General features: G+C 64.8%; 27 protein-coding genes. 15 read left to right on the forward strand and 12 right to left on the reverse strand.

The window, feature by feature from the left end:
- Positions 1 to 94: 94 nt before the first annotated feature.
- From FJ418_RS27920 to FJ418_RS27935, 4 genes are all read left to right on the forward strand, one after another.
- Positions 95 to 829: an SDR family oxidoreductase gene (locus FJ418_RS27920; protein ID WP_181167114.1), complete on the forward strand. Its 735-nt coding sequence runs from the start codon at positions 95 to 97 to the stop codon at positions 827 to 829.
- A 60-nt stretch (positions 830 to 889) separates the two neighbouring features.
- Complete coding sequence (locus FJ418_RS27925; protein ID WP_140871263.1) at positions 890 to 1,786, forward strand: SDR family oxidoreductase; 897 nt, start codon at positions 890 to 892, stop codon at positions 1,784 to 1,786.
- 27 nt (positions 1,787 to 1,813) lie between these two features.
- Positions 1,814 to 2,032, forward strand: coding sequence for a 4-oxalocrotonate tautomerase family protein (locus tag FJ418_RS27930; RefSeq protein ID WP_140645795.1), 219 nt, complete (start codon positions 1,814 to 1,816; stop codon positions 2,030 to 2,032).
- 142 nt (positions 2,033 to 2,174) lie between these two features.
- On the forward strand, positions 2,175 to 4,508 hold the full coding sequence (locus tag FJ418_RS27935) for a response regulator (protein ID WP_140871189.1): 2,334 nt from the start codon (positions 2,175 to 2,177) through the stop codon (positions 4,506 to 4,508).
- Between the two features lie 76 nt (positions 4,509 to 4,584).
- Here the strand turns inward: FJ418_RS27935 and FJ418_RS27940 are convergent, their stop codons facing one another.
- The 3 genes from FJ418_RS27940 to FJ418_RS27950 form a co-directional block, all read right to left on the reverse strand.
- The gene (locus tag FJ418_RS27940; protein WP_140645797.1) at positions 4,585 to 5,445 is read right to left on the reverse strand and encodes a lytic transglycosylase domain-containing protein; all 861 of its coding nucleotides are present in this window, start codon (positions 5,443 to 5,445) and stop codon (positions 4,585 to 4,587) included.
- Between the two features lie 4 nt (positions 5,446 to 5,449).
- On the reverse strand, positions 5,450 to 6,700 hold the full coding sequence (gene ispG / locus FJ418_RS27945) for a flavodoxin-dependent (E)-4-hydroxy-3-methylbut-2-enyl-diphosphate synthase (protein ID WP_140871192.1): 1,251 nt from the start codon (positions 6,698 to 6,700) through the stop codon (positions 5,450 to 5,452).
- Positions 6,701 to 6,954: 254 nt separating this feature from the next.
- Positions 6,955 to 7,134 (reverse strand): YdcH family protein, encoded by a 180-nt coding sequence (locus tag FJ418_RS27950; protein ID WP_140645799.1) that lies wholly within the window; start codon positions 7,132 to 7,134, stop codon positions 6,955 to 6,957.
- 239 nt (positions 7,135 to 7,373) lie between these two features.
- Here FJ418_RS27950 and FJ418_RS27955 point away from each other — a divergent pair, with 239 nt between their 5' ends.
- The 3 genes from FJ418_RS27955 to FJ418_RS27965 all read left to right on the forward strand — a co-directional run bounded on the left by FJ418_RS27955 (position 7,374) and on the right by FJ418_RS27965 (position 9,276).
- Positions 7,374 to 7,577, forward strand: a complete 204-nt coding sequence (locus FJ418_RS27955; RefSeq protein ID WP_040985243.1) for a DUF465 domain-containing protein — start codon at positions 7,374 to 7,376, stop codon at positions 7,575 to 7,577.
- Between the two features lie 128 nt (positions 7,578 to 7,705).
- Positions 7,706 to 8,203 (forward strand): 5-(carboxyamino)imidazole ribonucleotide mutase, encoded by a 498-nt coding sequence (purE, locus tag FJ418_RS27960; protein WP_140645800.1) that lies wholly within the window; start codon positions 7,706 to 7,708, stop codon positions 8,201 to 8,203.
- The gene (locus FJ418_RS27965) at positions 8,200 to 9,276 is read left to right on the forward strand and encodes a 5-(carboxyamino)imidazole ribonucleotide synthase (protein WP_140871195.1); all 1,077 of its coding nucleotides are present in this window, start codon (positions 8,200 to 8,202) and stop codon (positions 9,274 to 9,276) included. Before purE ends, FJ418_RS27965 begins: the two co-directional genes overlap by 4 nt.
- Positions 9,277 to 9,285: 9 nt before the next feature.
- Here FJ418_RS27965 and FJ418_RS27970 read toward each other — a convergent pair whose 3' ends face one another.
- Positions 9,286 to 9,711, reverse strand: a complete 426-nt coding sequence (locus FJ418_RS27970; RefSeq protein WP_140871198.1) for a lysozyme inhibitor LprI family protein — start codon at positions 9,709 to 9,711, stop codon at positions 9,286 to 9,288.
- Between the two features lie 241 nt (positions 9,712 to 9,952).
- Here FJ418_RS27970 and ykgO point away from each other — a divergent pair, with 241 nt between their 5' ends.
- The 3 genes from ykgO to FJ418_RS27985 all read left to right on the forward strand — a co-directional run bounded on the left by ykgO (position 9,953) and on the right by FJ418_RS27985 (position 12,010).
- Positions 9,953 to 10,078 (forward strand): type B 50S ribosomal protein L36, encoded by a 126-nt coding sequence (gene ykgO, locus FJ418_RS27975; RefSeq protein ID WP_006203764.1) that lies wholly within the window; start codon positions 9,953 to 9,955, stop codon positions 10,076 to 10,078.
- A gap of 114 nt (positions 10,079 to 10,192) precedes the next feature.
- On the forward strand, positions 10,193 to 10,813 hold the full coding sequence (locus FJ418_RS27980; protein ID WP_140871201.1) for a hypothetical protein: 621 nt from the start codon (positions 10,193 to 10,195) through the stop codon (positions 10,811 to 10,813).
- Positions 10,814 to 10,948: 135 nt separating this feature from the next.
- Positions 10,949 to 12,010: an alpha/beta hydrolase gene (locus tag FJ418_RS27985; protein ID WP_140871204.1), complete on the forward strand. Its 1,062-nt coding sequence runs from the start codon at positions 10,949 to 10,951 to the stop codon at positions 12,008 to 12,010.
- Between the two features lie 182 nt (positions 12,011 to 12,192).
- Here FJ418_RS27985 and pyk read toward each other — a convergent pair whose 3' ends face one another.
- Positions 12,193 to 13,620: a pyruvate kinase gene (gene pyk / locus FJ418_RS27990; protein WP_140871206.1), complete on the reverse strand. Its 1,428-nt coding sequence runs from the start codon at positions 13,618 to 13,620 to the stop codon at positions 12,193 to 12,195.
- Positions 13,617 to 14,138, reverse strand: coding sequence for a DUF1036 domain-containing protein (locus FJ418_RS27995; RefSeq protein WP_348639958.1), 522 nt, complete (start codon positions 14,136 to 14,138; stop codon positions 13,617 to 13,619). The genes pyk and FJ418_RS27995 overlap by 4 nt, the downstream gene beginning before the upstream one ends.
- Positions 14,139 to 14,344: 206 nt before the next feature.
- Here FJ418_RS27995 and FJ418_RS28000 point away from each other — a divergent pair, with 206 nt between their 5' ends.
- From FJ418_RS28000 to FJ418_RS28010, 3 genes are all read left to right on the forward strand, one after another.
- Complete coding sequence (locus FJ418_RS28000; RefSeq protein WP_140871209.1) at positions 14,345 to 15,142, forward strand: N-formylglutamate amidohydrolase; 798 nt, start codon at positions 14,345 to 14,347, stop codon at positions 15,140 to 15,142.
- A 55-nt stretch (positions 15,143 to 15,197) separates the two neighbouring features.
- A complete protein-coding gene (locus tag FJ418_RS28005) occupies positions 15,198 to 15,506 on the forward strand; it encodes a DUF1244 domain-containing protein (protein WP_140871212.1) in 309 nt (102 codons plus the stop codon).
- Positions 15,507 to 15,744: 238 nt separating this feature from the next.
- Positions 15,745 to 16,926 (forward strand): MFS transporter, encoded by a 1,182-nt coding sequence (locus tag FJ418_RS28010; RefSeq protein ID WP_140871215.1) that lies wholly within the window; start codon positions 15,745 to 15,747, stop codon positions 16,924 to 16,926.
- Here FJ418_RS28010 and FJ418_RS28015 read toward each other — a convergent pair.
- A complete protein-coding gene (locus FJ418_RS28015; RefSeq protein ID WP_140871218.1) occupies positions 16,884 to 17,798 on the reverse strand; it encodes a LysR family transcriptional regulator in 915 nt (304 codons plus the stop codon). The two genes, FJ418_RS28010 and FJ418_RS28015, sit on opposite strands and share 43 nt — an antisense overlap.
- A gap of 97 nt (positions 17,799 to 17,895) precedes the next feature.
- Here FJ418_RS28015 and FJ418_RS28020 point away from each other — a divergent pair, with 97 nt between their 5' ends.
- Positions 17,896 to 18,855, forward strand: a complete 960-nt coding sequence (locus tag FJ418_RS28020; protein WP_140871221.1) for an SDR family oxidoreductase — start codon at positions 17,896 to 17,898, stop codon at positions 18,853 to 18,855.
- On the opposite strand, the gene FJ418_RS28025 is transcribed toward FJ418_RS28020, so the two are convergent.
- From FJ418_RS28025 to FJ418_RS28045, 5 genes are all read right to left on the reverse strand, one after another.
- Positions 18,856 to 19,014, reverse strand: coding sequence for a DUF3309 family protein (locus FJ418_RS28025; protein ID WP_140645812.1), 159 nt, complete (start codon positions 19,012 to 19,014; stop codon positions 18,856 to 18,858).
- 187 nt (positions 19,015 to 19,201) lie between these two features.
- Complete coding sequence (locus FJ418_RS28030) at positions 19,202 to 22,378, reverse strand: efflux RND transporter permease subunit (protein ID WP_140871224.1); 3,177 nt, start codon at positions 22,376 to 22,378, stop codon at positions 19,202 to 19,204.
- Positions 22,379 to 22,452: 74 nt separating this feature from the next.
- The gene (locus tag FJ418_RS28035; RefSeq protein WP_140871227.1) at positions 22,453 to 23,652 is read right to left on the reverse strand and encodes an efflux RND transporter periplasmic adaptor subunit; all 1,200 of its coding nucleotides are present in this window, start codon (positions 23,650 to 23,652) and stop codon (positions 22,453 to 22,455) included.
- 85 nt (positions 23,653 to 23,737) lie between these two features.
- On the reverse strand, positions 23,738 to 23,983 hold the full coding sequence (locus FJ418_RS28040) for a hypothetical protein (RefSeq protein WP_140871230.1): 246 nt from the start codon (positions 23,981 to 23,983) through the stop codon (positions 23,738 to 23,740).
- A gap of 25 nt (positions 23,984 to 24,008) precedes the next feature.
- Complete coding sequence (locus FJ418_RS28045; protein WP_140871233.1) at positions 24,009 to 25,430, reverse strand: coniferyl aldehyde dehydrogenase; 1,422 nt, start codon at positions 25,428 to 25,430, stop codon at positions 24,009 to 24,011.
- 272 nt (positions 25,431 to 25,702) lie between these two features.
- Between FJ418_RS28045 and FJ418_RS28050 the strand changes: the two genes are divergently transcribed.
- On the forward strand, positions 25,703 to 26,587 hold the full coding sequence (locus FJ418_RS28050) for an AraC family transcriptional regulator (RefSeq protein WP_140871236.1): 885 nt from the start codon (positions 25,703 to 25,705) through the stop codon (positions 26,585 to 26,587).
- Positions 26,588 to 26,657 lie beyond the last annotated feature (70 nt).

The following is a 26,657-nucleotide window of genomic DNA, read 5'->3' on the forward strand; positions in this document are numbered from 1 at the left end:
TCGCCTAATCCGAATACTGCTGTCAATGGAGGGCTGATTATCCGGTTGGCGCGGCGGTCTATATCCGCCCCACAACAACGAACGGAGATCGATCATGCAGAAAACAAGAACAGCGATCGTGACCGGCGCCTCGAGAGGCATCGGCGCGGCAATCGCCAAGCGACTCGCCCGGGACGGCATCGCCGTCATCGTCAATTATGCGCGCGGCAAGGATGCCGCCGATGAGGTGGTTTCCGCCATCGAGGCCGCCGGCGGCACTGCCCTGGCCGTCCAGGCCGATATCGGCGACCCGGCCGGCATGGTCGCTTTGTTCGATGCGGCGGAAAAGGCCTTCGGTGGGATCGACATCCTCGTCAACAACGCCGGCATGATGAGGCTCTCGCCGGTCGCGGACACCGACGACGCGGCGTTCGAGCGCCAGGTCGCCATCAATCTCGGCGGCCCGTTCCGCGGCATGCGCGAAGCTGCAAGGCGCCTGAAGGATGGCGGACGCATCATCAACTTTTCTTCAAGCGTCGTCGGCTTCTACCAGCCCGCTTACGGCGTCTATGCCGCGACCAAGGCTGGCGTCGAAGCCATGACGCATATCCTGGCCAAGGAACTCGGCCCGCGCCGCATCACGGTCAACGCAGTCGCGCCCGGTCCGGTCGACACGGAACTCTTCACCGACGGCAAGAGCGCCGCGCAGATCGAAGCGATAACGAAACTCATCCCGCTCGGCCGCCTCGGCCAGCCCGACGACATCGCCGGGCTCGTCGCCTTCCTCGCCGGTCCCGACAGCCAATGGGTCAACGGCCAGGTCATCCGCGCCAATGGCGGCGCCATCTGAAGCAATTCCAGCATAAGCGCTCAGCGGTTTGTGTCCGCAATTGCGCCAGGGAGATACACGATCATGCAGCAGACGATACTCATCACCGGCGCATCGAGCGGCTTCGGCGCCATGACGGCCGAGGCGCTCGCCAGGGCGGGTCACCGGGTCTATGCCTCGATGCGCGATCCGCGGGCGCGCGGCGGCACAGCCGTGGCCGAAGTCGAAAGGCTGGCGCGCGAGGAGAAACTGGCGATCCGCGCCATCGCGCTCGACGTGCTGTCCGAAGCGTCGATCGAGGCGGCGGTCGAAACCATCCTCGCGGAAGCCGGCCGCATCGACGTCGTCATCCACAATGCCGGCCATATGGTGTTCGGACCGACTGAAGCCTTCACGCCGGAGCAGTTGGCGGCGCTCTATGACGTCAATGTGCTGGGCACCCAGCGCGTCAACCGGGCTGTGCTTCCACACATGCGCGGGCTCGGCCGGGCTCTGATGATCTGGGTCGGGTCGAGCAGCACGCGCGGCGGCACGCCGCCATTCCTGGCGCCCTACTTCGCCGCCAAGGCGGGCATGGACGCGCTGGCGCAGAGCTACGCGCTGGAGCTTGCCCGTTTCGGCATCGAGACGACCGTCGTCGTGCCGGGCGCGTTCACCAAAGGCACGGAGCATTTCGCCCATTCCGGCAAGCCGGCCGACACCGGGCGCGCGGACGCCTATTGGTCGGGACCTTATGCTGGCGTCGACGACCAGGCGTTGAAGGGCCTTGCCGGGCTGGAGCCGGTCGATGCCGATCCCTCGAAAGTCGCTGAGGCCATCGTCGATCTCCTCGCGATGCCGCATGGCCGCCGGCCGTTCCGCGTCCATGTCGATCCTTCGGATGACGGGGCGACCATCGTCAACGGCGTCGCCGACCGCGTCCGGGCGCAGCTTCTTGAGCGCATCGGTCTTGCCGATCTTCTCCACCCATCGCTTTAGACCAACCAACCCGAAAGGACCCTAAAAATGCCCTTTGCCAACTTCAAGACGCCCGAAGCCGCCCTGACAAAGGCGCAGAAGGAAGAGCTCATTCACAAGACCACGCAGATGTTCGTCGACTATTTCGGCGAAGGCGTGCGCCCTTATACCATGGTGCTGATCGAGGAAGTCCGCGACGGCGGCTACGGCCGCGCCGACGAAGTCTTCGTTCTTCCCGACACCTACCGCGCCAAGGATAGGGTCTGATTTGAGCAAGGCGGGCCGCTTGCAGAGCGACCCGCCCGACTTGATCCGTCAACGCAGGCGATCTTGCCCCACCAACGAAATCTTAATGTAAATCAAGCGTAATCCCGACCATTAAAATTGTGCGTATGTGTTGGGGTTGCGCATGCCGGAATATTCTTCCTTCCTCCGGTCGATCCGGATCCGCTACATTTCGGGACTGCTGATCTTCGCGCTGGCCTCGGCCGCCGTCATGTTCGCGCTCAACCGTGTGAATTCGTACCGTCACGAGGTCGATGCCCTCAGCGGCAATTTCGTCATCTTCGCCCGCGACCTGCGCAACGCCACCAATTTCGCCGAGACGACCGGCACCGCCTGGCGCAGCGAGACACGCGATGCGCTGACCGCCGCCGCGCGCGGCCATTCCGAACGCCTGATGGGCGAGATCGAGACGCTGAACGGCCAGTTGGCGACGATCCGGCCGCGCCTGTCGAAGGACACCGCCGACGCGCTCGAATCCGCAGCGGTGAACGGAGACCTGTTCTGGTCGGCGCGCGACATGGTGCGCAACTTCAACCTGATGTCGGTGGCCCAGAAGGTCGACGAATGGAGCTACCGCGAGATCCGCAACCAGAACGATCTCTTCGCCCAGCCGATGCTGGTGCGCGTACGCACCGCGCTCGACGACGAGCGGCATCTGGCCGACGCTTCCAGCGACCGGCTGCTGTTATGGGCGAGCGGCCTTTTGTTCGCCGTCCTTGCCGTCGCCGCGGCTCTGATCTTCCGGCCGATGGAGAATGCGATCCGCCGCGCTTTCGCCGAGACCGCCGCATCTTTGTTCAAGGCCGAGGCCGCCGATCGCGCCAAGTCCGAATTCCTCGCCAATATGAGCCATGAGATCCGTACGCCGATGAACGGCGTGCTCGGCATGGCCGAACTGCTCGCCAAGACGGAGCTGACGCCGCGCCAGAAGACCTTCACCGACGTCATCGTCAAATCCGGCAACGCGCTGCTGACCATCATCAACGACATCCTCGATTTCTCGAAGATCAATGCCGGCCAGCTGACGCTCGACCCCGCCCCCTTCCGCCTGGCGGAAGCGGTCGAGGATGTGGCGACGCTGGTGTCGGCGCGCGTCGCCGAAAAGAACCTCGAGCTCATCGTGCGCGTCGACCCGCGCCTGCCGGCCTTCGTCGTCGGCGATGCCGGGCGCTTCCGCCAGATCGTCACCAACCTGCTTGGCAACGCCGTGAAGTTCACCGAGAAGGGCCATGTCCTGGTCGATGTCGGCGGCGATGTCGTTGACGGCGTGGTCCAGCTCAAGGTCCGCGTCGAGGACACCGGCATCGGCATTCCGGCCGAAAAGCTGCAAAGCGTGTTCGAGAAATTCGCCCAGGTCGACGGCTCGTCGACCCGCCGCCATGAAGGCACCGGCCTGGGCCTGGCGATCGGCGCGCGGCTTGTCGACCTGATGGGCGGCAAGATCGGCGTCGAAAGCGAGATCGGCCGCGGTTCCGTGTTCTGGTTCGCCGTGCCGCTGCCGGCGCACGACCAGCAGTCGCGCGACGATTTGGTACCCGTCGACGTCACCGGCGCAAGGGTGCTGGTCATCGACGACAATCCGGTCAACCGCGAGATCCTGCTGGAACAGCTCAGAAGCTGGAGCTTCGACTGCGCGGCCGCCGAAAGCGGCGCCGTCGGCCTCGCTTTCCTCGACCGTGCCTGCCAGCTCGGCGCCTCGGTCGACTGCATTATCCTCGATTACCAGATGCCCGGCATGAACGGCGCCGATGTCGCCAGAGCCATCGCCGCCGACACCCGCCTCTCCTCCATCCCGGTCGTGCTGCTGACCTCGGTCGACCAGGTCGATTTCGGCAGGATGGTGATCGATTTCGGCATCGTCGCGCATCTCACCAAGCCGGCGCGTTCGGCGGTGCTGCTGGGCACCGTGATCTCCGCTATCCAGAAGGCGCGCACGCAAGGCGCCAAGGCGCATTTCGTGCGCGAGCCGGCTGCGGCCCAGGCGGCTCCGCCGGCCTTCACCGTCATCCGCGGCCCGGCCGTTCCGGTCCCGGCCGCGCCGGAATCGACGGCAGCGCCGAGCGGCCCGATCGACATCCTGATCGCCGAAGACAATGACGTGAACCAGCTGGTCTTCGGCCAGATCCTCAACGGTTTCGGTCTCAGCTACCGCATCGCCGGCAATGGCCGCACCGCGGTCGAGATGTACCGCTCGCTGCGCCCGCGCCTGGTGCTGATGGACGTCTCCATGCCGGAGATGAACGGCTATGAGGCGACCCGCGCCATCCGTGCGATCGAACAGCAGAACGGCGATCACACGCCGATCATCGGCGTCACCGCGCATGCGCTCAAGGGCGACCGTGAAAAATGCATCGAGGCCGGCATGAACGACTATCTGCCGAAGCCGGTCTCGCCCGACCGCCTCGGCGCCAAGATCGGCACATGGCTCAGCGAGACTGTGGCGGCGAAGACGGCTTGAGCAGCAGGTGGGTACAGGCAGCCATCGGCTACCGCCGAGTTCCTTCGCGCCAGCACGTCCAACTTCGTGGTACCAGTCACCGGTTACGCAACACCACGCAGGCGCCGCCGACGCTTTGCAGCTTGTTGCAGATACCGTTGGCCTCGCCGCGCGAGTCGGCGCCGATCCTGACCGCATAGATGCCGCGCCGGCCGATCGGCGTGCGCACCCGGCTCACCACCGGGTCATGGCTGGCGAGCAAAGCGGGGAAGCGGCCCCTGACCCTCAGCCACTGGCCTATCGCCGCCGAGCGGCGGAAATTGCCCGCCACCTGCACGCCCCACGGCTTCACGTTGATCGAGGCCATGGCGACGGTCCGCGACATGATCACCGGCAGCCTGCGGCAGGCAACCGCGAAGCTCATCTTCGGGTCGAGCGGCTGGACGGTGCCGGCATAGGATTTGTCCGAGAACTTGTCGACGGGCTCGCCCATGACATCGAAGACATAGCTTTCCGTCTCCATCGGCAGGAAGCCGCCCGAACTCAGCCAGCGTGACACACGGTTCTCGCCGGCATTGTAAGCCGCCGCCGCGAGCCCGAGATTGCCGTAGCTGACCTTCATCTCGGCGAGATATTTCGCCGAGGCCGGGATGGCCTGCCCGATGTCGAAGGGATCGGCGAGCCCGCGCATCTTGGCGGTGCCCGGCATGAATTGCGCTATGCCTTCGGCGCCGACCGGGCTCACCGCGTTCGGATCGAAGCGGCTTTCCTTCCAGATCAGCCGGGCGAAGAAATCCTTGGGCAGGCCGTTCTGCTGGGCCTGGGCTTCGATCAGATCGCAGACACGGTTGATCAGTCGTTTGGCGGCGGACCGCGACTGCGGTGGGTCGGCGAATGCCTGACCGGAAAGGATCAGCGCGCAGATCAAGATCAGCGTCGCGCGCGGCAAAAGCGGCATCGGCCTACTCGGCCGCTGCTTTGCCGTGTCCGTAGCGCCGCTCGATATAGTCGCCGACCATCTTCTCGAAATCCTGCGCGATGGACGGGCCGCGCAGCGTCGCCGCCTTCTTGCCGTCGATGAAGACGGGCGCCGTCGGCGTCTCCCCGGTGCCGGGCAGCGAGATGCCGATATCGGCATGCTTGGATTCGCCGGGACCGTTGACGATGCAGCCCATCACCGCGACTTTGAGATTCTCGACGCCGGGATATTTTTCGCGCCACACCGGCATGTTCTTGCGGATATCGGCCTGGATGCTCTGGGCAAGTTCCTGGAACACGGTTGACGTCGTGCGCCCGCAGCCGGGGCAGGCTGCGACGATCGGCACGAATTGCCGGAAGCCCATGGTCTGCAGCAATTCCTGCGAGACCTGTACCTCGCGGGTGCGGTCGCCATTCGGCTCCGGCGTCAGCGAGATGCGGATCGTGTCGCCGATGCCCTGCTGCAGCAGGATGCCCATGGCGGCCGAAGAGGCGACGATTCCCTTGGTGCCCATGCCGGCTTCGGTGAGACCCAGATGCAGCGCATGGTCGGAGCGGGTGGCGAGTTCGGTGTAGACGGCGATCAAATCCTGCACGCCGCTGACCTTGGCCGACAGGATGATCTTGTCGCGACCGAGCCCGATCTCTTCGGCCATCTCGGCCGACAGGATCGCCGACTGCACGATCGCCTCGCGCGTGACTTCCTGCGCGGTGAGCGGCGAGCCCTTCGCCTGGTTGTCGTCCATCAGCCGGGTCAAAAGCTCCTGGTCGAGCGAGCCCCAGTTGACGCCGATGCGCACCGGCTTGTCGTGTTTGATCGCCATCTCGACGATCGCGGCGAACTGGCGGTCCCTCTTGTCCTTGAAGCCGACATTGCCGGGATTGATGCGGTATTTGGCCAGCGCCTCGGCGCAAGCCGGATGATCGGCGAGCAGCTTGTGGCCGATATAATGGAAGTCGCCGACCAGCGGCACGTCGATGCCGAGCCTCAGCAGCCGCTCATGGATGCGCGGAACCGCCGCCGCGCTCTCGTCGCGGTCGACCGTGATGCGCACGATTTCCGAGCCGGCACGGTGCAGCGCCGCAACCTGGGCGACGGTCTGGTCGATATCGGCGGTGTCGGTGTTGGTCATCGACTGCACGACAACCGGCGCGCCGCCGCCGACCATCACGCCGCCGACCGATACGCCGACCGACTGGCGCCGCGGGAAGGGAGAAGAAAAATATCCGGTCATGCCGGCCGCCTTCATCTGGGAGTTCCGGGCATGAGGTGGCGGAGCAAAGATGGCTTGTCAATGGCAAGCGGCAGCCAAGGCCTGCAAATCGGTGACCGCGATCAACGGCCGCAGGGCTCATATAAAAACCCTCGGGCTGCAAGATCTACACTAAAACGGTCTGGTGATTGAGTAAAAACCAACAAGCCGGCGGCATATCTTGCCACCGGTAGGTTGGCACCGCAACGGGTGCGGTGATGTTGCCTAGGGCATGTTCAGTGTGTCGTCGGGCCCCCCTTCAGCTTTTCAATCTCGTCCTTGATTGCCAGCTTGCGTCGCTTGAGATTCACGATTTCGAGGTCGTCCACCGAAGGATGGTTCATCGCATCGGTGAGCTCACGCTCGATGTCACCGTGTTTCCGCTGCAACTCATCAAGATGGGATGCAAGAGACATGATTGGTTCTCCCTTTCATGGTTTCCTCGATTGCAGCCGTCGCGGGCGCCTCCACCGCAGGTTGCGACTGTGACGGCACCATGACAGTTTGCCACCAACCGATCTCGATGTCGAATGCCACGTGGTAGCATTCCACGACAAAGTGAAATGTGATAAGGGCTGCGCGCCGGTCACAAACCCGCAAGTCACGGCCCCGCCCAAACAGCCCGATTGGGCGATGCACACGCAGACGGTAGATAATGTCCGAACAGGAACAGGCTGAAATACGCCTCGAATATTCCCGGCTCAAACAAGAACACGCCGATTTCGACGCCGCCATCAACGCGATGATCGCCACGGGCTGCGACCCGCTTCAGATCCAGCGCATGAAGAAGAAGAAGCTGATGTTGAAAGACCGGCTGTCGGCGCTGGAAGACCGCATCATTCCCGACATCATCGCTTAGGGACGAATGCTGGGCGCGCGCCCAGGAGGCCGCGGAACGTGCGGGCAGCGAGAGAGCGTATTCACCACATCCTTGCGGCTGTCGGCGAATTCCGCTAAGGCGCGCCTTTGCCGCCGCGGAGCCACACCTTGACCGATCAGCGTGCCGACGTCGCCATCATCATGGGCAGCCAGTCCGACTGGGCGACGATGCGCCAGGCGGCGGAGACGCTAGAGGCGCTGGGCATCCCGCACAAGCGGCTGATCGTCTCGGCGCACCGCACCCCGGACCGTCTCTATGAGTTCGCCAAGGGCGCCAAGGCCGCCGGCTACAAGGTGATCATCGCCGGCGCCGGCGGAGCGGCGCATCTGCCGGGCATGACGGCGGCGATGACGCCGCTGCCGGTCTTCGGCGTTCCGGTTGAGTCCAAGGCGCTTTCGGGCCAGGACTCGCTGCTTTCCATCGTGCAGATGCCGGCCGGCATCCCGGTCGGCACGCTGGCGATCGGCAAGGCGGGCGCCGCCAATGCGGCACTTCTCGCGGCCGCCGTGCTGGCGCTCAGCGACGACAAGCTCGCCGCCCGGCTCGATGCTTGGCGCTCGGCGCAAACCGCCAAGGTCGCCACTGAGCCGACGGACGCGCCGTGAGCCTGGCTCCTGGATCGGCCATCGGCATCATCGGCGGCGGCCAGCTCGGCCGCATGCTGGCGATGGCCGCAGCGCGCCTCGGCTACCATATCGTCGTGTTGGAGCCCCAGCCCGACTGCCCGGCCGCGCAGGTCGCCAACCGGCAGATCGTCGCCGCCTATGACGATCCGGCAGGGCTCGCCGAACTGGCCGCCGCCAGCGCCGTCGTCACCTATGAATTCGAGAACGTCCCGGTCGCCGCCGCCGAAACGCTGGCGGCAAAGGTCCCGGTCTATCCACCGGCACGCGCGCTCGAAGTCGCGCAGGATCGCGCCACCGAGAAGAGCTTCCTCAACGGCATCGGCATTCCGACGGCGGCATTCCGCCTGGTCGACAATGACGACCAACGGACCGAGGCCCTGAAGGCGTTCGACGGCAGCGGCGTGCTCAAGACCCGCCGCATGGGCTATGACGGCAAGGGCCAGCGCGTCTTCCGCAACATGGAAACGGCGGGCTTTGCCGGGGTCTGCGAGGCAATGGGCAATGTGCCGCTGATCCTGGAATCACTCGTGGCTTTCGAGCGCGAGATTTCGGTGATCGCCGCGCGAGGCCTCGACGGAACCATCGCCGCCTTCGATCCGGCCGAAAACGTCCACCGCGAAGGCATATTGCGCAGCTCGACCTTGCCGGCCGCCATCCGCCCGCAAACGGCCGCCGCCGCCAAGGACGCAGCCGCGAAAATCCTGTCCGCGCTCGACTATGTCGGCGTCATCGGCGTCGAGTTCTTCGTGCTTGCCGACGGCTCGCTTCTGGCCAACGAGCTGGCGCCGCGAGTGCACAATTCCGGCCACTGGACGGAGGCCGCCTGCGTCGTCTCGCAGTTCGAGCAGCATATTCGCGCCGTCGCCGGCCTGCCGCTTGCCTCGCCCGCCCGGCATTTCGACTGCGTGATGGAAAACCTGATCGGCGACGATATGCTGAAGGTGCCGGCGCTGCTCGCCGAGCCCGACCTGATGCTGCATCTCTATGGCAAGGCCGAGTCACGCCCCGGCCGCAAGATGGGCCATTTCACGCGGATTCGACGCCCGGGCTAAGCTCGCGCCCTATTGCATGTCCTGGTTGCCGTCGCTCCCATCCGAGCCGGCGCAGCTCGGATCGCTCAGCTTGCAGTTGGCGTCGGACGTGAGCTGCTTTATGCGCTGGTTGGTCAGCTCCGTCAGGCACTCCGAAACTTCCATCGGCTGGATGGAGCCGCCCTCGCTGTCGGCGGTCGAATAGGCGCATTCGGCGTCGCGAAAGGCGATCCAGGCGCGTTGCGCCGTCTGCAGCAATTTGTTGGCCTTCTGGTCATTGTCGCCGACAAGACCCTTATACGCGGCGTTGAGCTTGGCATCGGCGGCCTGGTAGTCGGCATCGGCGCAAATGTTCAGCATCGACTGGCTGTCGTCGTTGCGGTCGCAATCCTCGGCAAAGGCGGCCGGGGCGGTCGCAAGCAGGACCAGACAGGCGGGCAGAAAGAGACGGCGCATGGGGAATCTCCAGTCGCTTGGGCCTGGATCACCATTCCAGTCGGCCTTGAGTCGCGCAATGGCGCGTCGCCGGATGGCGAATATTTGATATGCCGCGCCACTTGTGGCATTCGGACATCGTCACGTGGTTGACACGGGCAAGGCTCCTCGTTTATGAGCCACGCAAGTTCAAAGGCGCGCTTTTTCCGGGCGCGCCTTTAAAATTCGGCCCGGGACGGGCCCTGACCGAACAGGCAAGACCATGAAGATCAAGAATTCGCTCAAGGCGCTCAAGGCGCGTCACCGCGACAACCAGCTGGTTCGCCGCAAGGGACGCATCTACATCATCAACAAGACCGCTCCGCGCTACAAGGCGCGCCAGGGCTGAGACTTGCTGCGCGCGGCGCGACCACGCCGCGCCGCTGATGTCGAGTGCTGGTTCGCCGGCCCCCTCACGCTAAAATCACTTTGACGATCCGCCGCCCGGGATTAGATTCCGGCGATGCGGATTCGTTTTGCATTTCTCGCCGCCCTTTTGCTGTCCGGCACAGCTTTGCCTGCAGGGGCAGAAACGGTGCCAGGCGCGCTGCCTCCAGATGCCGCGCCACCCGCCGCCACGCCACCGCCGGCCGCTCCGACCAAGCAGGGTCGCCTCGACCAGCTCTTCACCGAGCTGAAGCGAGAGCGCAACGAAAAGGCGGCCGAGCGCATCGCCGGCCGTATCTGGAACGAGTGGAACCAGTCCGGCAGCGCCTCGATAGACCTGATGATGCAGTGGGCGCAAAAGGCGACGGAAGACCAGAAGTTCGACGTCGCGCTCGACCTCCTCGACCAGGTGGTGACCCTGCAGCCCGATTATGCCGAAGGCTGGAACCGGCGCGCCACCGTTCATTTCATGATGAAGAATTACGGGAAGTCGATGGCCGACATCGACCGCACCTTGCAGCTCGAGCCGCGCCATTTCGGCGCGCTCTCAGGGCTGGCGCAGATCATGGCCGAGACCGGCCACAAGCAGTCGGCGCTCGAGGCCTGGCAGAGGGTGCTCACCATCTACCCCATGATGCGCAGCGCCCAGAACCAGGTCTCGACGCTCTCGGAAGAGCTGGCCGGCGAGGGTATCTAGGCAATAGGAATTGGGCAGTAGGCAGTAGGGAAAGACAGCAGCCTACTGCCTACTGCCTACTGCCTACTGCCTACTGCCCTACTGCCCTACTGCCTACTGCCTACTGCCTACTGCCCTCCTTCCGTATCTCCCCGCATGAACCTCATCTGCGCCGCCCTCCTCTTCCTCGTCGCGCTCTTCCTTGCCCTCGCCGGAATCACCCGCGCCGGCGTCTGGTCGATCGAGCGCCGCAATCCACCCGTTGGCGGGTTCGCCGAGATCAATGGCGCGCGCATCCACTACGTCCATTTCCCGGCGCCGGCCGGCGCCGATCTGCCGCCGGTCGTCTTCATCCATGGCGCCAGCGCCAATCTGAAAGACCAGATGCTGCCGCTGAAGCCCCTGCTCGAGGGTCGCGCTGAAATGCTGTTTCTCGACCGACCGGGCTTCGGCTGGTCGGAGCGTGGCGATAATGAAACGCTTGTCGCGCAGGCGGACACCATTGCCGCGCTGCTGGACCGCCTCGGCATCGCAAAAGCGGTCATCGTCGCCCATTCCTTCGGCGGCGCGATCACCACGGCCTTCGCCCGCCAGCATCCGGACAAAACGCTCGGCCTCGTCTTCCTGGCTCCCGCCACGCACCCCTGGCCGGGCGGCGCGACCGCCTGGTACTACAAGCTCACCGCCATGCCGGCGATTGGCTGGCTGTTTTCCGAAACGCTCGCTTATCCGGCCGGTATGCTGCGGATCGGCAATGCGACGGCTTGCGTCTTCTCGCCCAACAAACTGCCGGACTTCTATATCGACAACACCTCGATCCCGCTGGTGCTGCGGCCGTCCGCCTTCCGCGCCAACGCCCGCGATGTCGCCCAGCTCTACGACTATGCACGCTCCGCCTCGCCGCATTATACCGAGATCAAGGCGCCGACGGTCGTCATCTCGGGCGATCGCGACAAGGTGGTTTACGCGACGATCCACTCCATCGGCCTGGAACGCGACATTCCCGGCGCCGAGCTGGTCTGGGTCCACAATCTCGGCCACAAGCCGGACTGGATCGCGTCCGACCTCGTGGTCGGCGCGATCGAGAAGGTTGCCGGTGCGCCAGTAGACTTGCAGGCAATGGCAAGAACGGTGGAAGGCCGGATCGCCGGCGATGCCTATAACGACGGCAAATGCCCCGACATCAAAGTGCCCGACGCCGAGCTCGCGCCGACCTGATTTTTGGGAAATTAGCTCCTGAATGCCACGGCGGAGACGGTTAGGTGAGTCGAGATTCAGGTCAGGCCGAGTCGAAAGTAGTGGCTTCCGAGAACCGGAGCGGAGCGTACTTTAAGTACGTGAGCACCGGAAGCGCAGGTAGCCGCTACTTGCAGGCCGGCCTGACCTGTATATCGGCATACCTAATGCGCGTCCGATCCCAGATACGCTATCCGCAGCATATTGGTCGAACCGGGCGTCCTGAGCGGCACGCCGGCCGTGATGATCACCCGGTCGCCCGGCTTGCCGAAGCCTTCTTCCAGCGCGATCCGGCAGGCCCTGTCGACCATGTCGTCGAGGTCGGTGGCATCTGGCGAGACGACGCAATGCGTGCCCCACAGCAGCGACAGGCGACGCGCCGTATTGAGGATCGGCGACAGCGCCACGATCGGCACCTGCGGGCGTTCGCGCGCGGCGCGGAGCCCAGTGGTGCCCGATGCGGTGTAGGAGATGATCGCCGACAGTTTCAGCGTCTCGGCGATCTCGCGCGCGGCCAGCGAAATGGCGTCGGCCCCGGTGGCCTCGGGCTCCGAGCGCTGCGCGTTGATGATGCCGGCGTAAGTCGGGTCGGCTTCGACCTTGGTGGCGATGCGGTTCATCATGGCGACCGCTTCGACCGGATAGGCGCCGGCCGCGGATTCGGCCGAAAGCATGATCGCGTCCGCGCCTTCGAAGACGGCGATCGACACGTCGGAGACCTCGGCACGGGTCGGCACGGGCGCGGTGATCATCGATTCCAGCATCTGCGTGGCGATCACCACCGGCTTGCCGGCGCGGCGCGCCGCGCGCGTGATCTGCTTCTGGATGCCGGGCACCGCTTCGATCGGCATCTCGACGCCGAGATCGCCGCGGGCAACCATCAGCGCGTCGGAGAGCTCGATGATTTCGGGGAGCCGCGCGACGGCCTGCGGCTTCTCGATCTTAGCCATGATCAGCGCGCGGCCGCGCGCGATGTTGCGGGCCTCCGCCAAATCCTCCGGCCGCTGCACGAAGGACAACGCCACCCAGTCGACGCCGGTGGCGAGCACCGCATCGAGATCGGCGCGGTCCTTCTCGGTCAGCGCGCCGACCGGCAGGTCGGTGTCGGGCAAGCTGACGCCCTTCTTGTCGGAAATTCCCGAGCCGGCGACAACCGTGCAGGTGATCGACTTGCCGTCACTCTTGACCGCCTTCAACTCCAGCTTGCCGTCGTCGATCAAAAGTCGGTGACCGGTCTCGACCGAGCTCAGGATTTCCGGATGCGGCAGGTACACCCGCTTCGACGTGCCGGGTTCGGGATTGTCGTCGAGCGTGAATGTCTGCCCTGGAGTCAGCGCTTCCTTGACGTTGGCGAACTTGCCGACCCTGAGCTTCGGGCCCTGCAGGTCGGCGAGGATGCCGATCGGTCGGCCGACGGCCTCCTCGACGGCGCGGATGCGGCCGACCAGCGTGCGCATCAGCTCGTGGTCGGTATGGCTCATATTGATGCGGAAGACATCGGCGCCCGCTTCGAAAAGCTTTTTCAGCATCTCCTCGGATGAGGAAGCTGGACCGATGGTGGCGAGGATCTTGACCTTGCGGTTACGTCTCATTGACTGTTTGTTCCCGGAGCGGGGGCCGCTGTTGGCGCGCCTCCCGTTGCGGGCTCGTCGGTCAGCTGGACCATCCAGCTGGCCTGCTCGCCCGTGTCATATTCCTGAAATCCGGCGCGCTGGAAGCCCCGGGCGACGCAATCATTCACGCCGGCGATCTTGAACTCTTTTTCGGCGACGCACATGTTGATCGGGCCGTCCCAGCGCCCGCCGCGTTCGGCGTCTTCTGCATAAAGATAGTAAAACCTTGATGACAGCGGACCTTCGATCAGCGTCTTGCAGGTCGATCCTTCGATGTGCCACCAGCCCTCGGTGATCCAGCCGGCCTTGGCGCGATAGCCGATGCCGACGCCCACCAGATTTTGCGTTGCGTTGCAAACGCGGAAGTCGGCCCGGGCCGGCGAGGTCGCGGCTATCGCGAAAAATCCCGCGCCGATGATCAGCAACGGCACGACCAGGCGCTTGCGCAACCGGCCGGCAAAACCCATCGCAGATCCCCTTGCGAACCACATTTGCATCTCTCGAAGCCCCTTTTCAGCAAACTCAGGTCGCATGTCAACGCGCCGTTTTGTTCAATTCCAATCGATTTAGAAGGGCCCGTCGCGCGAATTCTCCACCCGTCGGGGATTTTTTGCAGAAACCTTGGCCAAACAACGGCATTGCGCCGGCGTCCTCTTCGTGGAATGACGATAGCACATCGCAGCCGCCATCCCCTTTTCAGCCGATGACCCGATCCACAGTTTTCACGCCATTCGACATTGTCGAGGGCGACCGCAAGAAAGGCGTCGTGCTTCTGGCCGATCACGCCCGCCGCGATCTTCCCGACGAATATGGCAGCCTCGGGTTGCCGGCATCCGAATTCGATCGTCACATCGCCTATGACATCGGCGTCGAGACGGTGACGCGCGAGCTTGCCGCGGTGCTCGATGTGCCTGCCGTGCTTGCCGGCTTCTCGCGGCTGCTGATCGACCCCAACCGGGGCGAGGACGACCCGACCATGATCCGTCAGCTCTATGACGGGACCGTGGTGCCGGGAAACTATCCGATTGCCCGGGAGGAACGCGAGCGGCGGCTCGACCGCTTCTACCGGCCCTACCACGACGCCGTCGGCGCGATGATCGCCTCCGTCGCGCACGCCTCGGGCAAGGCGCCGTTCATCTTCTCCGTGCATTCCTTCACGCCGGTGATGCAGGGTTTTGTCCGCCCCTGGCATGTCGGCGTCCTGTGGGATCGCGACGACCGCGTGGCGCGGCCGATGATCGACATGCTGGCTAAGGACGAGTCCCTCGTCATCGGCGACAACGAACCCTATGACGGCGCGCTGCGCGGTGACACCATGTTCCGCCACGCCATCGTCAACGGCTACGCCCACGTGCTGATCGAGATCCGCCAGGACCTGATCGCCGACCGTGCCGGCGCTGTCGCCTGGGCCGAGCGCCTGGCACCGATCGTTGACGCCATCGACCGGCGTCCCGATATACATGAGGTGAAAATGTTCGGCTCGCGCACCGGACCCGCATGAAAGGCCGTCGGGCCAGACATGTACGTGATGAGACCGACAGTCCAGGAGTTCCTCAATGACCGAACTCAACGACGATCAGAAACGCGACTTCGAGGCAGCCGCCTTCCGCCGGCTGGTGACGCATCTGCGCGAACGCGGCGATGTCCAGAACATCGACCTGATGAATCTCGCCGGCTTCTGCCGCAACTGCCTGTCCAACTGGTATCGCGAGGCCGCCGAGGCCGAGGGCGTGGCGCTCTCCAAGGACGCTGCGCGCGAGATCATCTACGGCATGCCCTATGCCGAATGGCAGGCGCTCAACCAGACCGACGCGTCGGAAGCCAAGAAGGCTGAATTCGAGACGCGGCGGCCTAAGGATCACTAACGATGCCGAACGCTTTCGCGGCTTCGTCATTCTAGGGCGGAGTGAGGAGCGAAGCGACGCGCGCAGACCCTGGATGACGAACGGAGGGGCGTTTCGGCTAATCTCCACGGCGGCAGCCCGCCACGAACGAAAACGGCATCGGTCGCTCGCTTGGTCCAAGCACTTCCCGAACGCGGTTCTTGACTGCCGATTGAATCGATCTAATTTGCCGCACGAACCCCTTTGCGGATTTCAGACCATGAGCGTGCAAACCACGATGCAGGCCGCGACGCGCGGCCGCTGGGCCGTCGCCGGCATTTTCCTCGCCAATGGTTTCTTGACCGGCAGCTGGGCGCCGCAGATCCCCGTGTTCCTCACCCGACTCGACATCACGAGATTCACGCTCGGCCTGCTGATCCTCCTGTTCGGCGTCGGCGCCGTGATTGCCATGACCTGGTGCGGCCATCTCATTTCCAGGCATGGCTCGCGCTCCGTGACGCGTTGGTTCGGCATCTGCGGCAGCTTCGGCCTGCTGATCGTGGCGCTCGCGCCCAACGTTCCCCTGGCGGCCATTGCCATGCTCGTCTTCGGCGGCTCGATCGGCGGCATGGATGTCGCGATGAACTCCAACGCCGTGGTGGTGGAAAGAAGGCTCTCCCGGGCGATCATGTCGTCCTCGCATGGCTTCTGGAGCCTTGGCGGCTTCGCCGGCGGCGCGCTCGGCGGCTATTCGATCCAGAACTACGGGTATCTTCCCCATGCCGTCGTGGTGACGGCGATCGCCTTTGCCGTCATCGCCTTCGCCATTCGCTATCTGGTCGCGGACGACAAGCCGCAGGCCGTCGAGCACCAGAAATTCACGCTGCCGCGGCACACGGCCGTCTACCTCGTCGGGCTGATGGCGCTGCTCACCATGATTTCGGAAGGCGCGGTGCTCGACTGGGCGGCGCTCTTCCTGCATCAGGAGCTGGGCGCCGATCTCGCGGTCGCCGGCCTCGCCTATGCCGCCTTTTCCGGAGTCATGGCGCTGATGCGTTTCCTGGGCGATGGCGTGCGCAACCGCTTCGGCGCGGTGGCGACCTTGCGCGGCTCGGCGCTGGTCGCCGCCACCGGCATGCTGGTCGCCGGTCTCTCGCCCTCGCCTTACCTCGCCATTGCCGCTTTCGCCTTCTGCGGCTTCGGCATCGCCAACATGGTGCCGATCCTCTTTTCGGCCGGCGGCAACCAGGAGGGCATGTCGTCGGGCACAGGCATGAGCGTCGTCACAACCATGGGCTATTCCGGCATCCTGGTGGCACCGTCGGCGATCGGCTTCGTCGCCGAACATTCGAGCTTCGGGCCGATCTTCGTCGCACTGTCCGGGCTGCTGGTCATCGTGCTCTTGATGGCCGGGCTCGCTCACCGGGCCGAGTTCGCGCCCGAGCCTGTTCCTGCCGAATAGCGTTTTAATTCTTCATGCAGGAAGTCTGCCACGCGGCGGATGCGCATGCTGGTGCGCACGTCGCGATGCATGGCGAGCCACACAGGCAGAACCGGCAGCGGTACATCGGGCAACAGCTTTTCCAGGTTCGGATCGCGGTCGGCCAGCGGCTCCTGGCCGATGCCGATGCCGTTGCCGGTCCGCACCGCTTCCCACAGCGCGATCTGGTTGTCGGTCCTGAACCGGAAATGGCTGCGGCCGACCGGAATGCCGAACGCGGTGAAGCCGCGAATGATCTCGTCGCTACGGTCGAAGCCGACCAAGGCGTGCTCGGCAAGTCCGGCGGGTGTTTCGGGCCGGCCACGCCGGTCGAGATAGGCGCTTGCCGCACATAAGCACAGTGGAATGTCGGCGACCTTGCGCGCCACCAATTCGTTCTGCGCCGGCCGGACCATGCGGATGGCGATGTCGGCATCGCGGCGCAAAAGGTTCTCGACCTGGTTCGAGGCGACGATCTCGACCTCGATGCCCGGTTCCTCCTCGCCAAGACGGGCCATCATCTGCGGCAGCACAAAGGCAGCGACCACCTCCGAGGCGGCGATGCGCACGGTGCCCTCGATCGCCTCGACGGAGCCTAGCGCCAACAGCGAAAAGGCATTGGCCTGCTCGCTGACCGCCCGGCCGCGCTCGTAGAGCGTGCTGCCCGCCTCGGTCAGCTCATAGCCGCGCCGCCCACGCCGGAACAGGATGACGCCAAGCGCTGCCTCCAGCTCGGTTATGTGGCGGCCGAGCGTCGGCTGGCTGGCCGCAAGCCTGCGCGCGGCGCCCGACAGACTGCCGGTCTCGGCGACGGCGACGAAGCTCTTGATCAGGTTCCAGTCGAATTCTTTCATTCATTTTTGAATAACAGATCGCCGATCTCAGTCAATTTCAATTCGCCTGTGAGGGCATCAGATTAGCTGGGCGAAACACAAACAACGGAGAGAACAGATGACCAAGATCGCAATCCTCGGCGCCAATGGCCGGCTCGGCCGCGTGGTCGGCAAGGCTTTCATCGACGCCGGCTTCGACGTCCGCGCCGTCACCCGCACCGGCAAGGTGCCGGCGGAACTGAAGGGCGTCGCTATCGCCGTTGCCGGCGATGCGCTCGACCGCCAATCCCTGATCCGCGCAACGGAAGGCGTCGACATCATCTTCAACGGCCTGAATCCGATCTACACCGACTGGGGCAAATGCATGCCGATGGCCGAAAACGTCATGGCCGCCTGCCGCGAAAACGGCGCGCTGCATCTCTTCCCCGGCACCGTCTACAATTACGGCTCGCCGATGCCGCAGGTGATCACGGAAGCGACGCCGTTCCATCCGACCACCGAAAAGGGCCGCATCCGCTGCGCCATGGAAGCGCTGTTCCGCGACGAGGCCGAAGCCGGCCGGGTGCGCACCATTGTCCTGCGCGCGGGCGATTTCTTCGGCGGCACCGGCTCAGGCTCCTGGTTCGACCTCGTCGTCGCCACCAAGATGAACAAAGGCGTCTATACCGCGCCCGGCCCAACCGACCTTACGCATGAATGGGCCTACCTGCCGGACTTCGCCGTCGGCTTCGTCGGCCTGGCGCGCAATCTCGACAAGCTCGGCTTCTACGAAGCCATCAATTTCCCCGGCCACGCCATCACCGACTTCGATATGAAGGCTGCGTCCGAGAAGGCGCTCGGCCGCAAGCTGAAGCTCTCCTTCATGCCTTGGTGGGTGCTGCGCGCCGGCAGCCCGTTCGTGGCCATGTGGCGCGAGATCGTCTCGATGTCCTATCTGCGCTTCGAAGCGCACCGGCTGGTCTCGACGCAGCTGGAAGAGGTGATCGGCGAAATCCCACACACCCCGCTCGACGAAGCGGTGAAAGAAGCGCTGCGGGATATCGGCATCGCCGCCGAACCCGCTCGCCGGGCTGCCTGATCAGATCCTGCCCATGAGCACAAGGATCAGCAGCACGACCAGGACGACGCCGACGATGCCGGACGGCCCATAGCCCCAGGATCGCGAATGCGGCCAGGCCGGCACGGCGCCGATCAGGATCAGGATTAGGATTATTACGAGAATTGTGCCGATCGTCATGAGAAACCCTCGCCGTCTGGTTGAACTTGAGGGCACAATGCAAAAAGCCGCTCGGTTGTTCCCGGGCGGCTTTTGTCTCTAATGCATGTCGCGCAAAAGTGTGCAGCGGTTTTGCGACAACGACATGCATGAAAGCGCGTCGCCTGAATCCGCTTCAGCGCGACGCGCTTTAGGCTTGGAAAGCGCTCTATTCCGCGGCTTTCGGGAAGGCCTCCGCCGGCCCCGCGCCGGCCTCGCCGGCCGGCTCGTCGGTCGAGACCTGGCCCTTGCCGCGCCGGAACAGGCGGCTGAGCCAGTGGCGCCGCTGGCCGGGCTTCACCTTGGCGCGGGTGAACACCATCAGCATCGAGGGCGTCACCACCAAGGTCAGCAGCGTGGCGAAGGACAGGCCGAAGACGATCGCCGAGGACAGCGAAATCCACCATTGCGTCGATGGCGCGTTGATCGTCGTCTCGTGATGAAAGATTTCGAGCCCGAGGCCGAAGGCGATCGGCAGCACGCCGAGGATTGCCGATACCGCCGTCAGCACCACCGGACGGGCGCGCTCGCGGCAGGTCTGCAGCACCGCGTCCATCTTGTCCCAGCCTTCCTCGCGCAGCCGGTCATAGGTGTCGATGAGCACGATATTGTTGTTCACCACCACGCCGGCGAGCGCGATGACGCCGATGCCCGACATGACGATGCCGAAGGCCTCGCCCGTCAACAGCAATCCGAGGAAAACGCCGATCGTCGCCATGACCACGCAGGACAGCACCAGCCACACGCTGGTGAACTTGTTGAACTGCGCCAGCAGCACCAGGAAGATCAGGAAGATCGCGGCACCAAAGGCCTTGCCGAGGAAGGCGCTGGCCTCCGCGCTGTCCTCGTTGGAGCCGGCGAGCTTCCAGCGGATGCCGCTGCCGAGATTCATGTCGGTAACGGCCTTGGTCACCTGCTCCTGCACCGCCGCGACCTGCGCGCCAGCGCTGACATTGGCCTGCACCACCACGGTGCGTGCGCCGTCGATGCGGTTCAGGATGCCGACGGTCGGCTCCGGCTTGCGCACGACGAAGTTGGAGATCGGCACCGACCCTTGCGAGGTCTGCACGCGGAGCTCGTCGAGCGTCGACAGCGTACGCCGGTCCTCGGGCAGGCGGAGCCGGATGTCGACCGCGTCGTCGGCGCCGGCCGGCCTATATTCCGACAGCTTGAGGCCGTTGGTCACCAGTTGCACCACCGTGCCGACCGAAGTCGGGCTGATGCCGTATTGCGCCGCCTTGGCGCGGTCGACCTCGATCGCCCAGTCGACGCCGGGCGGCGGCAGGCCGTCCGAAATGTCGATGACGTTGGGTATCTTGGCGATGCGTGCCGCGACCGCGCGCGCCTTGTCGTCGAGCCCCGCCGGGTCGACGGCCGACAGCCGGATCTGGATCGGCTTGCCGGTCGGCGGGCCGGCTTCCGGCACGCGCACTTCGACGTCGACGCCGGGAATGCCGGCCATCACGCCGCGCAGGTCGTCGAGGATCTGGTTGGCGGACTTGCGCTCGCGCCAGTCGACGAATTCGTACTGGATGACGCCGACCACGTCTTCCGGGATGTCCTGGCCGCCGCCCTGCGTCTTGCCGACGCGCGTGTAGACCGACTTCACGCCGGGCCAGCCGAGCAGGCGGTTCTCCGCCGTCTTCGTCGCCGCGTCCATTTCGGCCAGCGAAAGATTGCCGCGCGCATGCACATAGAGCAGGCCGTAGTCCGGCTCAACGCTGGGGAAGAACTCGACGCCGGCACCATATTTCGAATAGGCGAAGCCGACGCCGACCAGAAGTCCGACAGTGAGCAGGATGACGGTGATCGGGAAGCGCACCGCCTGCTTGACGACCGCCATGTACCAGCCGTCGCGGTTGCCCTCCTCGTGATGCTCAGGCGCCTTGGCGAAGATCGCGCCCAAAGTCGGTGCGAAGACCAGCGCGTAGAGCATCGAGGCCGACAGCGTCACGATCAGCGTGATCGGCATGTACTTCATGAAGTCGCCGATGATGCCCGGCCAGAACAGCAGCGGCGAGAAGGCGGCGATGCGCGTCATCGTCGCCGCGATGACCGGGCCGGCCATGCGCTTGGCGGCGAGCGCGAAGGCGTCTGCCTTCGGCATGCCCTCGCTCATGCGCCGTTCGGCGAATTCGGTGACGATGATGGCGTCGTCGACCAGCATGCCGACCGCCAGGATCAGGCTGAACAGCACGATCATGTTGATCGTGTAGCCCATCATGGCGAGCAGCAGGATGCCCATCAGGAAGGACGACGGGATGGCTAGGCCGATGAGCAGCGAGGCTCGACCCGACAGCGCGTAGAGGATGACGATGAAGACCAGGATGACGGCGATCATCACATGGTTCTGCAGATCGCCGAGCAGCTGGTTGACGAAGACCGACTTGTCCTGCGTGTAGGTGACGTGCATGCCCTCGGGCATCGTCTTGATGAAATTGTCCGACACTTCCCTGACATGGGTCAGCGTGTCGATCAGATTGGCGCCGATGCGCTTCTTCACCTCGATGGCGATGGCCGGCCTGCCATCGAGGCGAGTGACCGTTTCGGCATCCTTGAAGGTCGAGCGAACCGTGGCGATGTCTTTGGCCTGGACGACCGCGTTCGGCGTGGCCACGACCGGCAGGTTGGCGACATCCTCCGGCGTCTCGATCAGCGACGGCACCTTGACCGCGTATTTGCCTTCCGAGCCTTCGAGATTGCCGGCGGCAACCAGGCTGTTGGAGGAGGCGACACCCTGGATCACCTGGTCGAGCTGCAGACCGTAGGAAGAGAGCTTCACCGGATCGACGACGACCTCGACGAGGTCGTCGCGCGCCCCCTGCAGCGAGCCTTCGAGCACGCCGGGCACTTCCTCGATGCGGTCGCGCAGCTCGCGCGCGGCGGACGTCAGCACGCGTTCCGGCACATCGCCGGAAAGCGTGACGACGAGGACCGGGAATTCCGAGACGTTGACCTCGTTGACGGTCGGCTCCTCGGCCGCCTGCGGCAGGTCGGCCTTGGCGTCCTGCACCTTGCTGCGCGTGTCCTGCAGCGCCGTCGCGAGGTCGGTCTGCGGCTGGAACTCGACCAGCACGTAGCCGCCGCCCTGGAAGGCGGCCGAGCGCATCTCCTTGAGCCCCTTGAGGCTCTTGAGCTTGCTCTCCATCGGCCTCAGCAGCAGCCGCTCGGAATCCTCCGGCGAGATGCCCTGATAGATCAGACTGACATACATCATCGGAATCGGAACGTCGGGCTCTGCTTCCTTCGGCGTGGACTGGTAGGCGACCCAGCCCGCGACGAGCAGGAACAGCAGCGCCGATATGGTGAGGCGAGCGTTGTTGATGGCGAGTCTGACGATATCCATGACTTCGGCCTGTTATGCTTCGGGGGCTGCGGACTGCCATCGCCGGGGTGGCCCGGCGCGCGCCGCGTCGTGCTTTACTGCGTGCCGGCGGTGGCTTCGCCGATCAGCTTGCTGATGGTCGCCTGGTCCGCCTCGACGGGCTTCACCAGGTCGCCTTCCTTCACCAATTCCTGGCCGGCGACGATGATGCGCGCATCCTGCGGGATGCCGCCCAGCACCAGGCCGTGCGGCGTGTCGTCGACGAGATCGATCGGGAAGAACGCCACCTTGTCGTCCTTGCCGACGGCGCGGATGCCGAGGTCGCCCTTGTCGCCCAGCGTCACCACCGAGCGTGGCAGCATGACCGCATTGGTCGGCTCGGCGCTGAGCGTGATCTCGGCCGTCATGCCGGCGGGGATCGAACCGTCGCCATTGGGGATCGCCACCTCGACGCGGAAGGTACGGGTCTGCGCCGAGGCATCGCGGCTGATGTAGCGCACGGTGCCGGTGACCTTCTGGTCGTTGACCAGGCGCACGTCGGCCTCGTCGCCGATCTTGACGTAGCGCAGGTCGCGCTCGCTGATCTCGCCGCGCGCGATCACCGGATCGAGCTTCAGGATCGTCGCCACCTCGCCGCCCTGCATCACCGAGCTGCCTAGCTCCACCGGGATGCGGTCGATGACGCCGTCGAACGGCGCCTTGACCTCGTTGCGGTCGAGCTCCGCCTGCGCGGTGTCGAGCTGCGATTGCGCAAGCGTCAGGTTGGAGCGGGCGGTGTCGAGCTGCAGCTTGGGCAGGTTGCCGGTCTTGGCCAGCCGCTCGGCGGCATCGAGCTCGGCCTTGCGCTGCACCAGCAACTGCTTGGCGTTGTCGACATTGGAGATCTTCTCCTCGGCTGCGAGCATCAGCACGAGGTCGCCGGTCTTGACGTGATCGCCCTGCTTGACCGGCAGCTTTTCGATGACGCCATTGACGCGGGTTGCAAGAACCGCGCGCTTGTCGGCCTCAGTCAGCCCGGAAATGCGGATGGCGCGCGCAAAGGTCTTGCGCGGCGGCGTCACCACCGCGACGGTGCGCGGCGCAGCCTTGGGCTCGGCTTGCGCCTCGTTCGGCTTGGTGATGTCCGGCTTCCCGGCTTCAGGCTGCGCCGGCTTGCCGGCGTCAGCCTGCTTGTTGGCGGCAACGGACTTGTCGGCGGCGCTGCCGACGGAGGAAAACTCGCCCGTCCCCATCCAGGCCGCGAATCCGATGAGCACGACAATGGCTGCAAGCTTGTGAAACCTGATTTTCGGCATCGTCACTTTTCCGTTGCAGGACCTGGCGAGGTCGGCGCTTCCGACTTCGGGCGCGCGGCCGATATGGGTGCGCGCGGGGCCCAGTTCAATTTGCCGTGAACGGCGAAGCGCCGCTTCTACCTGAAAGTTGCGGCGCAATATAGCCGGAAAAGTTGCCGGAACGTTGCGGCGTGGAACGCTGTGCCTCGACAAATGCAAGCTTTTCTGCCAGCCGGCTGCCGCTTTTGCAGGCGCGGTGACAGGTTTCCCCAGGGTTACTGGCAGCAGCCGTCAGCATGATGCGAAAAATCTTACACATGCAGCGACAGTCGCCCGGCTGGAGCGCAGTCACGCCCGCCATTTCCCGGCTGAAGCTGTCAAGTGATGAGATTCAGCAGCCGGAAGAGACGCTCGAAGGTCTTGCCATAGGGCGGGCGCAGCAGGCCACCGGCGCTGAGCTTCGACTGGATGAAGATCGGTTTTTCCTTGCTGAAGGTGCGAAACCCCCATTCGCCGTGATAGGCGCCGGTGCCGCTCTCGCCGACGCCGCCGAAGGGCTGCCGCTCCTGCACCAGATGCAGCATGCAATCATTGACCGTGACGCCGCCGGCCACGGTTTCCCGCATGACCCTCTGGCGATTGGCGCTGTCGCTGCCGAACCAGTAGAGCGCCAGCGGACGCTCGCCCCGGTTCACATGTTCGATGGCCTCGTCCACCGTGCCATATTCGACGATCGGCAGCACCGGCCCGAAGATCTCCTCGCGCATCAGCCGCAGAGTCTCGCCGGCATTGCGCACCAGCACGGGCGCCATCTTGCGGTCAGTGACGCCGAGCTTCTCGTTCGCAGGATTGATCTCGGTGATGTCGGCGCCACTGTCGCGCGCCTCCGCGACCATGTCGCCGAGCCGCCGGTGATGCCGCTCGCTGACGATCGCCGTATAGTCGCGATTGTCGCCAAGGCGCGGATAGAGCTTTGCGATTGCCGCCGCGAACTTGGCCGCGATCGCCGTGCCCTGGCCTTGCGGGACCATCAGATAGTCCGGCGCGATGCAGGTCTGGCCGGCGTTGAGCAGCTTGCCATAGGCGACGCTGGCGACCGCCGCGTCGAGATCGCAGGAGGGATCGAAGATCGCCGGCGACTTGCCGCCGAGCTCGAGCGTCACCGGCGTCAGATTGGCGGCGGCGGCGAGCGCAACCTGGCGGCCGACGGCCGTCGAGCCCGTGAACAGCAGGTGATCGAACGGCAGGGACACGAATGCCTTGCCGACCTCCGCGTCGCCGACCATCACGCTGACCTCGTCGGCGGCGAAATATTTTTCGACCAGGCTGGCAAGCAGGTCCGAAAACTGCGGCGTCAGTTCCGACGGCTTGATCATAACGCGGTTGCCGGCAGCGAGTGCCGCGGTCGCCGGCGCAACGGCGAGCTGGAACGGATAGTTCCAGGGCGAGACGATGCCGACGACGCCGAGCGGTTGCGGCAAGAGGCGGTTGCGTCCCGGCAGGAACGGCAGGCTGGTGGCGACGCGCCGCTCGCGCATCCAGGTGCCGAGATGCGACAGCGCATGCCTGATGCCGGCGCGCACGACGAACAGCTCTGCAAGCCGCGTTTCCTCAGCCGAGCGTGCCGAAAAATCGCTGTCGATCGCAGCACATATCTCGGCTTCATGCTTTTCGGTGAGCGCCAGAAGGCGGTTCAGCCGGTCCTTGCGCGCCGCCAGCGTCGGGAACGGCTCCTTCTCGGAGGCCCTGCACTGCGCTTCAAACCTGACCCCGAGAGCGTTCCGTCCGGTCTGCAGCATCGCTTACCTCCCCTTTACGTACAGGTAAGCTACATCGGCCAAGCACCCGAATCCAGCATTTGCCTCGATCCAAGCGATCCGGATATCCCGTTTGGCACCCGTCATCGACATAGGAAAGCCACCGGTCCGCAAACAGCCCTTTTCGCCATTCATGCATGAATTGGCGTGCAACGGTCCTTGGCGGCGGTGGGCGGCTCGCGACAGAACCGCAAGATCGGTCGAGCGCCTCATGTCCGCGCGGTTTAGCTGACGCTGCCACGGAGAATGGAACGATGAAGGCGGCAGTTCAAAACCACCATGCCCGGATGCGGAGGGTGCTGGATCACATAGACCGGCATCTGGACGACGATCTGGACTTGGACGTGCTGAGCGGCGTCGCGGCCTACTCGAAATATCATTTCCACCGGCAGTTCACGGCGACCTTCGGGCTGTCCGTGCATCGCTATGTCCAGCTCGCCCGCATGAAGCGCGCTTCATGCCGGCTGGGCTGCGCGGATGCCGAAAGCGTCACCGATATAGCGATGGATGCCGGTTACGACGCACCGGATGCCTTCGCCCGCGCCTTCCGGCAACGGTGCGGGCAATCGCCGTCGTCGTTCCGGAGATCTCCCGACTGGGGTTCGTGGCTGATGGCCTTCGGGCCGCTCGACAACGCGAGGAGAAAGCTCATGCAGATAATCTTTACACCGGAAGACGTGATGATCCGCGACGTGCCGCCCACCCCGGTGGCGATCATGGAACATCGCGGGGACCGGGCGACGCTCGGCGACACAATCCAGCGGTTCATCGCCTGGCGCAAGGCAGCCGGCCTGTCGCCCGAAACGAGCCCGACCTTCAACGTCTTCCGGTCCGAAAGATGTCCCGCTGTCGCGGCCGATTACAGCATGGACATTTGTGTCGGCACCGACCGGCCGATCGACGCGGGCGACGAGCAGATGAAGGCTGGCGTGATCCCCGGCGGACGCTGCGCCGTGCTGCGCTACCCCGGCAACACCAACAATCTGGAGCCGGCCGCGCTTTATCTTTATCGCGACTGGCTTCCGGCCAGCGGCGAGGAAGCACGCGACTTCCCGATCTATTGCCAGCGGCGGCTGTCCTTTCTTCCGGAGATGTCGGTGCCCGAGATCGTCACTGAACTCTTTTTGCCTCTAAAATAGCGCGACGGGAAAGCGGCCTTTCTCTTCCGTTCGAAGGAACGGGCCGCCATCCAACCAATCTCGGCTTTAC

It is taken from the genome of Mesorhizobium sp. B2-8-3 (genome assembly GCF_006440815.1).
In the GTDB taxonomy this organism is placed as follows: domain Bacteria; phylum Pseudomonadota; class Alphaproteobacteria; order Rhizobiales; family Rhizobiaceae; genus Mesorhizobium.

Coding starts and splice junctions, on each gene's coding strand:
- FJ418_RS27940 (WP_140645797.1), bottom strand. CDS start 5,445: ATGCCGCTTTTGCCGCGCGCGACGCTGATCTTGATCTGCGCGCTGATC.
- FJ418_RS27935 (WP_140871189.1), top strand. CDS start 2,175: ATGCCGGAATATTCTTCCTTCCTCCGGTCGATCCGGATCCGCTACATT.
- FJ418_RS28005 (WP_140871212.1), top strand. CDS start 15,198: ATGACCGAACTCAACGACGATCAGAAACGCGACTTCGAGGCAGCCGCC.
- FJ418_RS27930 (WP_140645795.1), top strand. CDS start 1,814: ATGCCCTTTGCCAACTTCAAGACGCCCGAAGCCGCCCTGACAAAGGCG.
- FJ418_RS28025 (WP_140645812.1), bottom strand. CDS start 19,014: ATGACGATCGGCACAATTCTCGTAATAATCCTAATCCTGATCCTGATC.
- FJ418_RS27985 (WP_140871204.1), top strand. CDS start 10,949: ATGAACCTCATCTGCGCCGCCCTCCTCTTCCTCGTCGCGCTCTTCCTT.
- FJ418_RS27955 (WP_040985243.1), top strand. CDS start 7,374: ATGTCCGAACAGGAACAGGCTGAAATACGCCTCGAATATTCCCGGCTC.
- FJ418_RS27995 (WP_348639958.1), bottom strand. CDS start 14,138: ATGCAAATGTGGTTCGCAAGGGGATCTGCGATGGGTTTTGCCGGCCGG.
- FJ418_RS28020 (WP_140871221.1), top strand. CDS start 17,896: ATGACCAAGATCGCAATCCTCGGCGCCAATGGCCGGCTCGGCCGCGTG.
- FJ418_RS28010 (WP_140871215.1), top strand. CDS start 15,745: ATGAGCGTGCAAACCACGATGCAGGCCGCGACGCGCGGCCGCTGGGCC.
- pyk (WP_140871206.1), bottom strand. CDS start 13,620: ATGAGACGTAACCGCAAGGTCAAGATCCTCGCCACCATCGGTCCAGCT.
- FJ418_RS27970 (WP_140871198.1), bottom strand. CDS start 9,711: ATGCGCCGTCTCTTTCTGCCCGCCTGTCTGGTCCTGCTTGCGACCGCC.
- FJ418_RS28015 (WP_140871218.1), bottom strand. CDS start 17,798: ATGAAAGAATTCGACTGGAACCTGATCAAGAGCTTCGTCGCCGTCGCC.
- FJ418_RS27950 (WP_140645799.1), bottom strand. CDS start 7,134: ATGTCTCTTGCATCCCATCTTGATGAGTTGCAGCGGAAACACGGTGAC.
- ispG (WP_140871192.1), bottom strand. CDS start 6,700: ATGACCGGATATTTTTCTTCTCCCTTCCCGCGGCGCCAGTCGGTCGGC.
- FJ418_RS27980 (WP_140871201.1), top strand. CDS start 10,193: ATGCGGATTCGTTTTGCATTTCTCGCCGCCCTTTTGCTGTCCGGCACA.
- FJ418_RS28035 (WP_140871227.1), bottom strand. CDS start 23,652: ATGCCGAAAATCAGGTTTCACAAGCTTGCAGCCATTGTCGTGCTCATC.
- FJ418_RS28045 (WP_140871233.1), bottom strand. CDS start 25,430: ATGCTGCAGACCGGACGGAACGCTCTCGGGGTCAGGTTTGAAGCGCAG.
- FJ418_RS28000 (WP_140871209.1), top strand. CDS start 14,345: ATGACCCGATCCACAGTTTTCACGCCATTCGACATTGTCGAGGGCGAC.
- FJ418_RS28030 (WP_140871224.1), bottom strand. CDS start 22,378: ATGGATATCGTCAGACTCGCCATCAACAACGCTCGCCTCACCATATCG.
- ykgO (WP_006203764.1), top strand. CDS start 9,953: ATGAAGATCAAGAATTCGCTCAAGGCGCTCAAGGCGCGTCACCGCGAC.
- FJ418_RS27920 (WP_181167114.1), top strand. CDS start 95: ATGCAGAAAACAAGAACAGCGATCGTGACCGGCGCCTCGAGAGGCATC.
- FJ418_RS28050 (WP_140871236.1), top strand. CDS start 25,703: ATGAAGGCGGCAGTTCAAAACCACCATGCCCGGATGCGGAGGGTGCTG.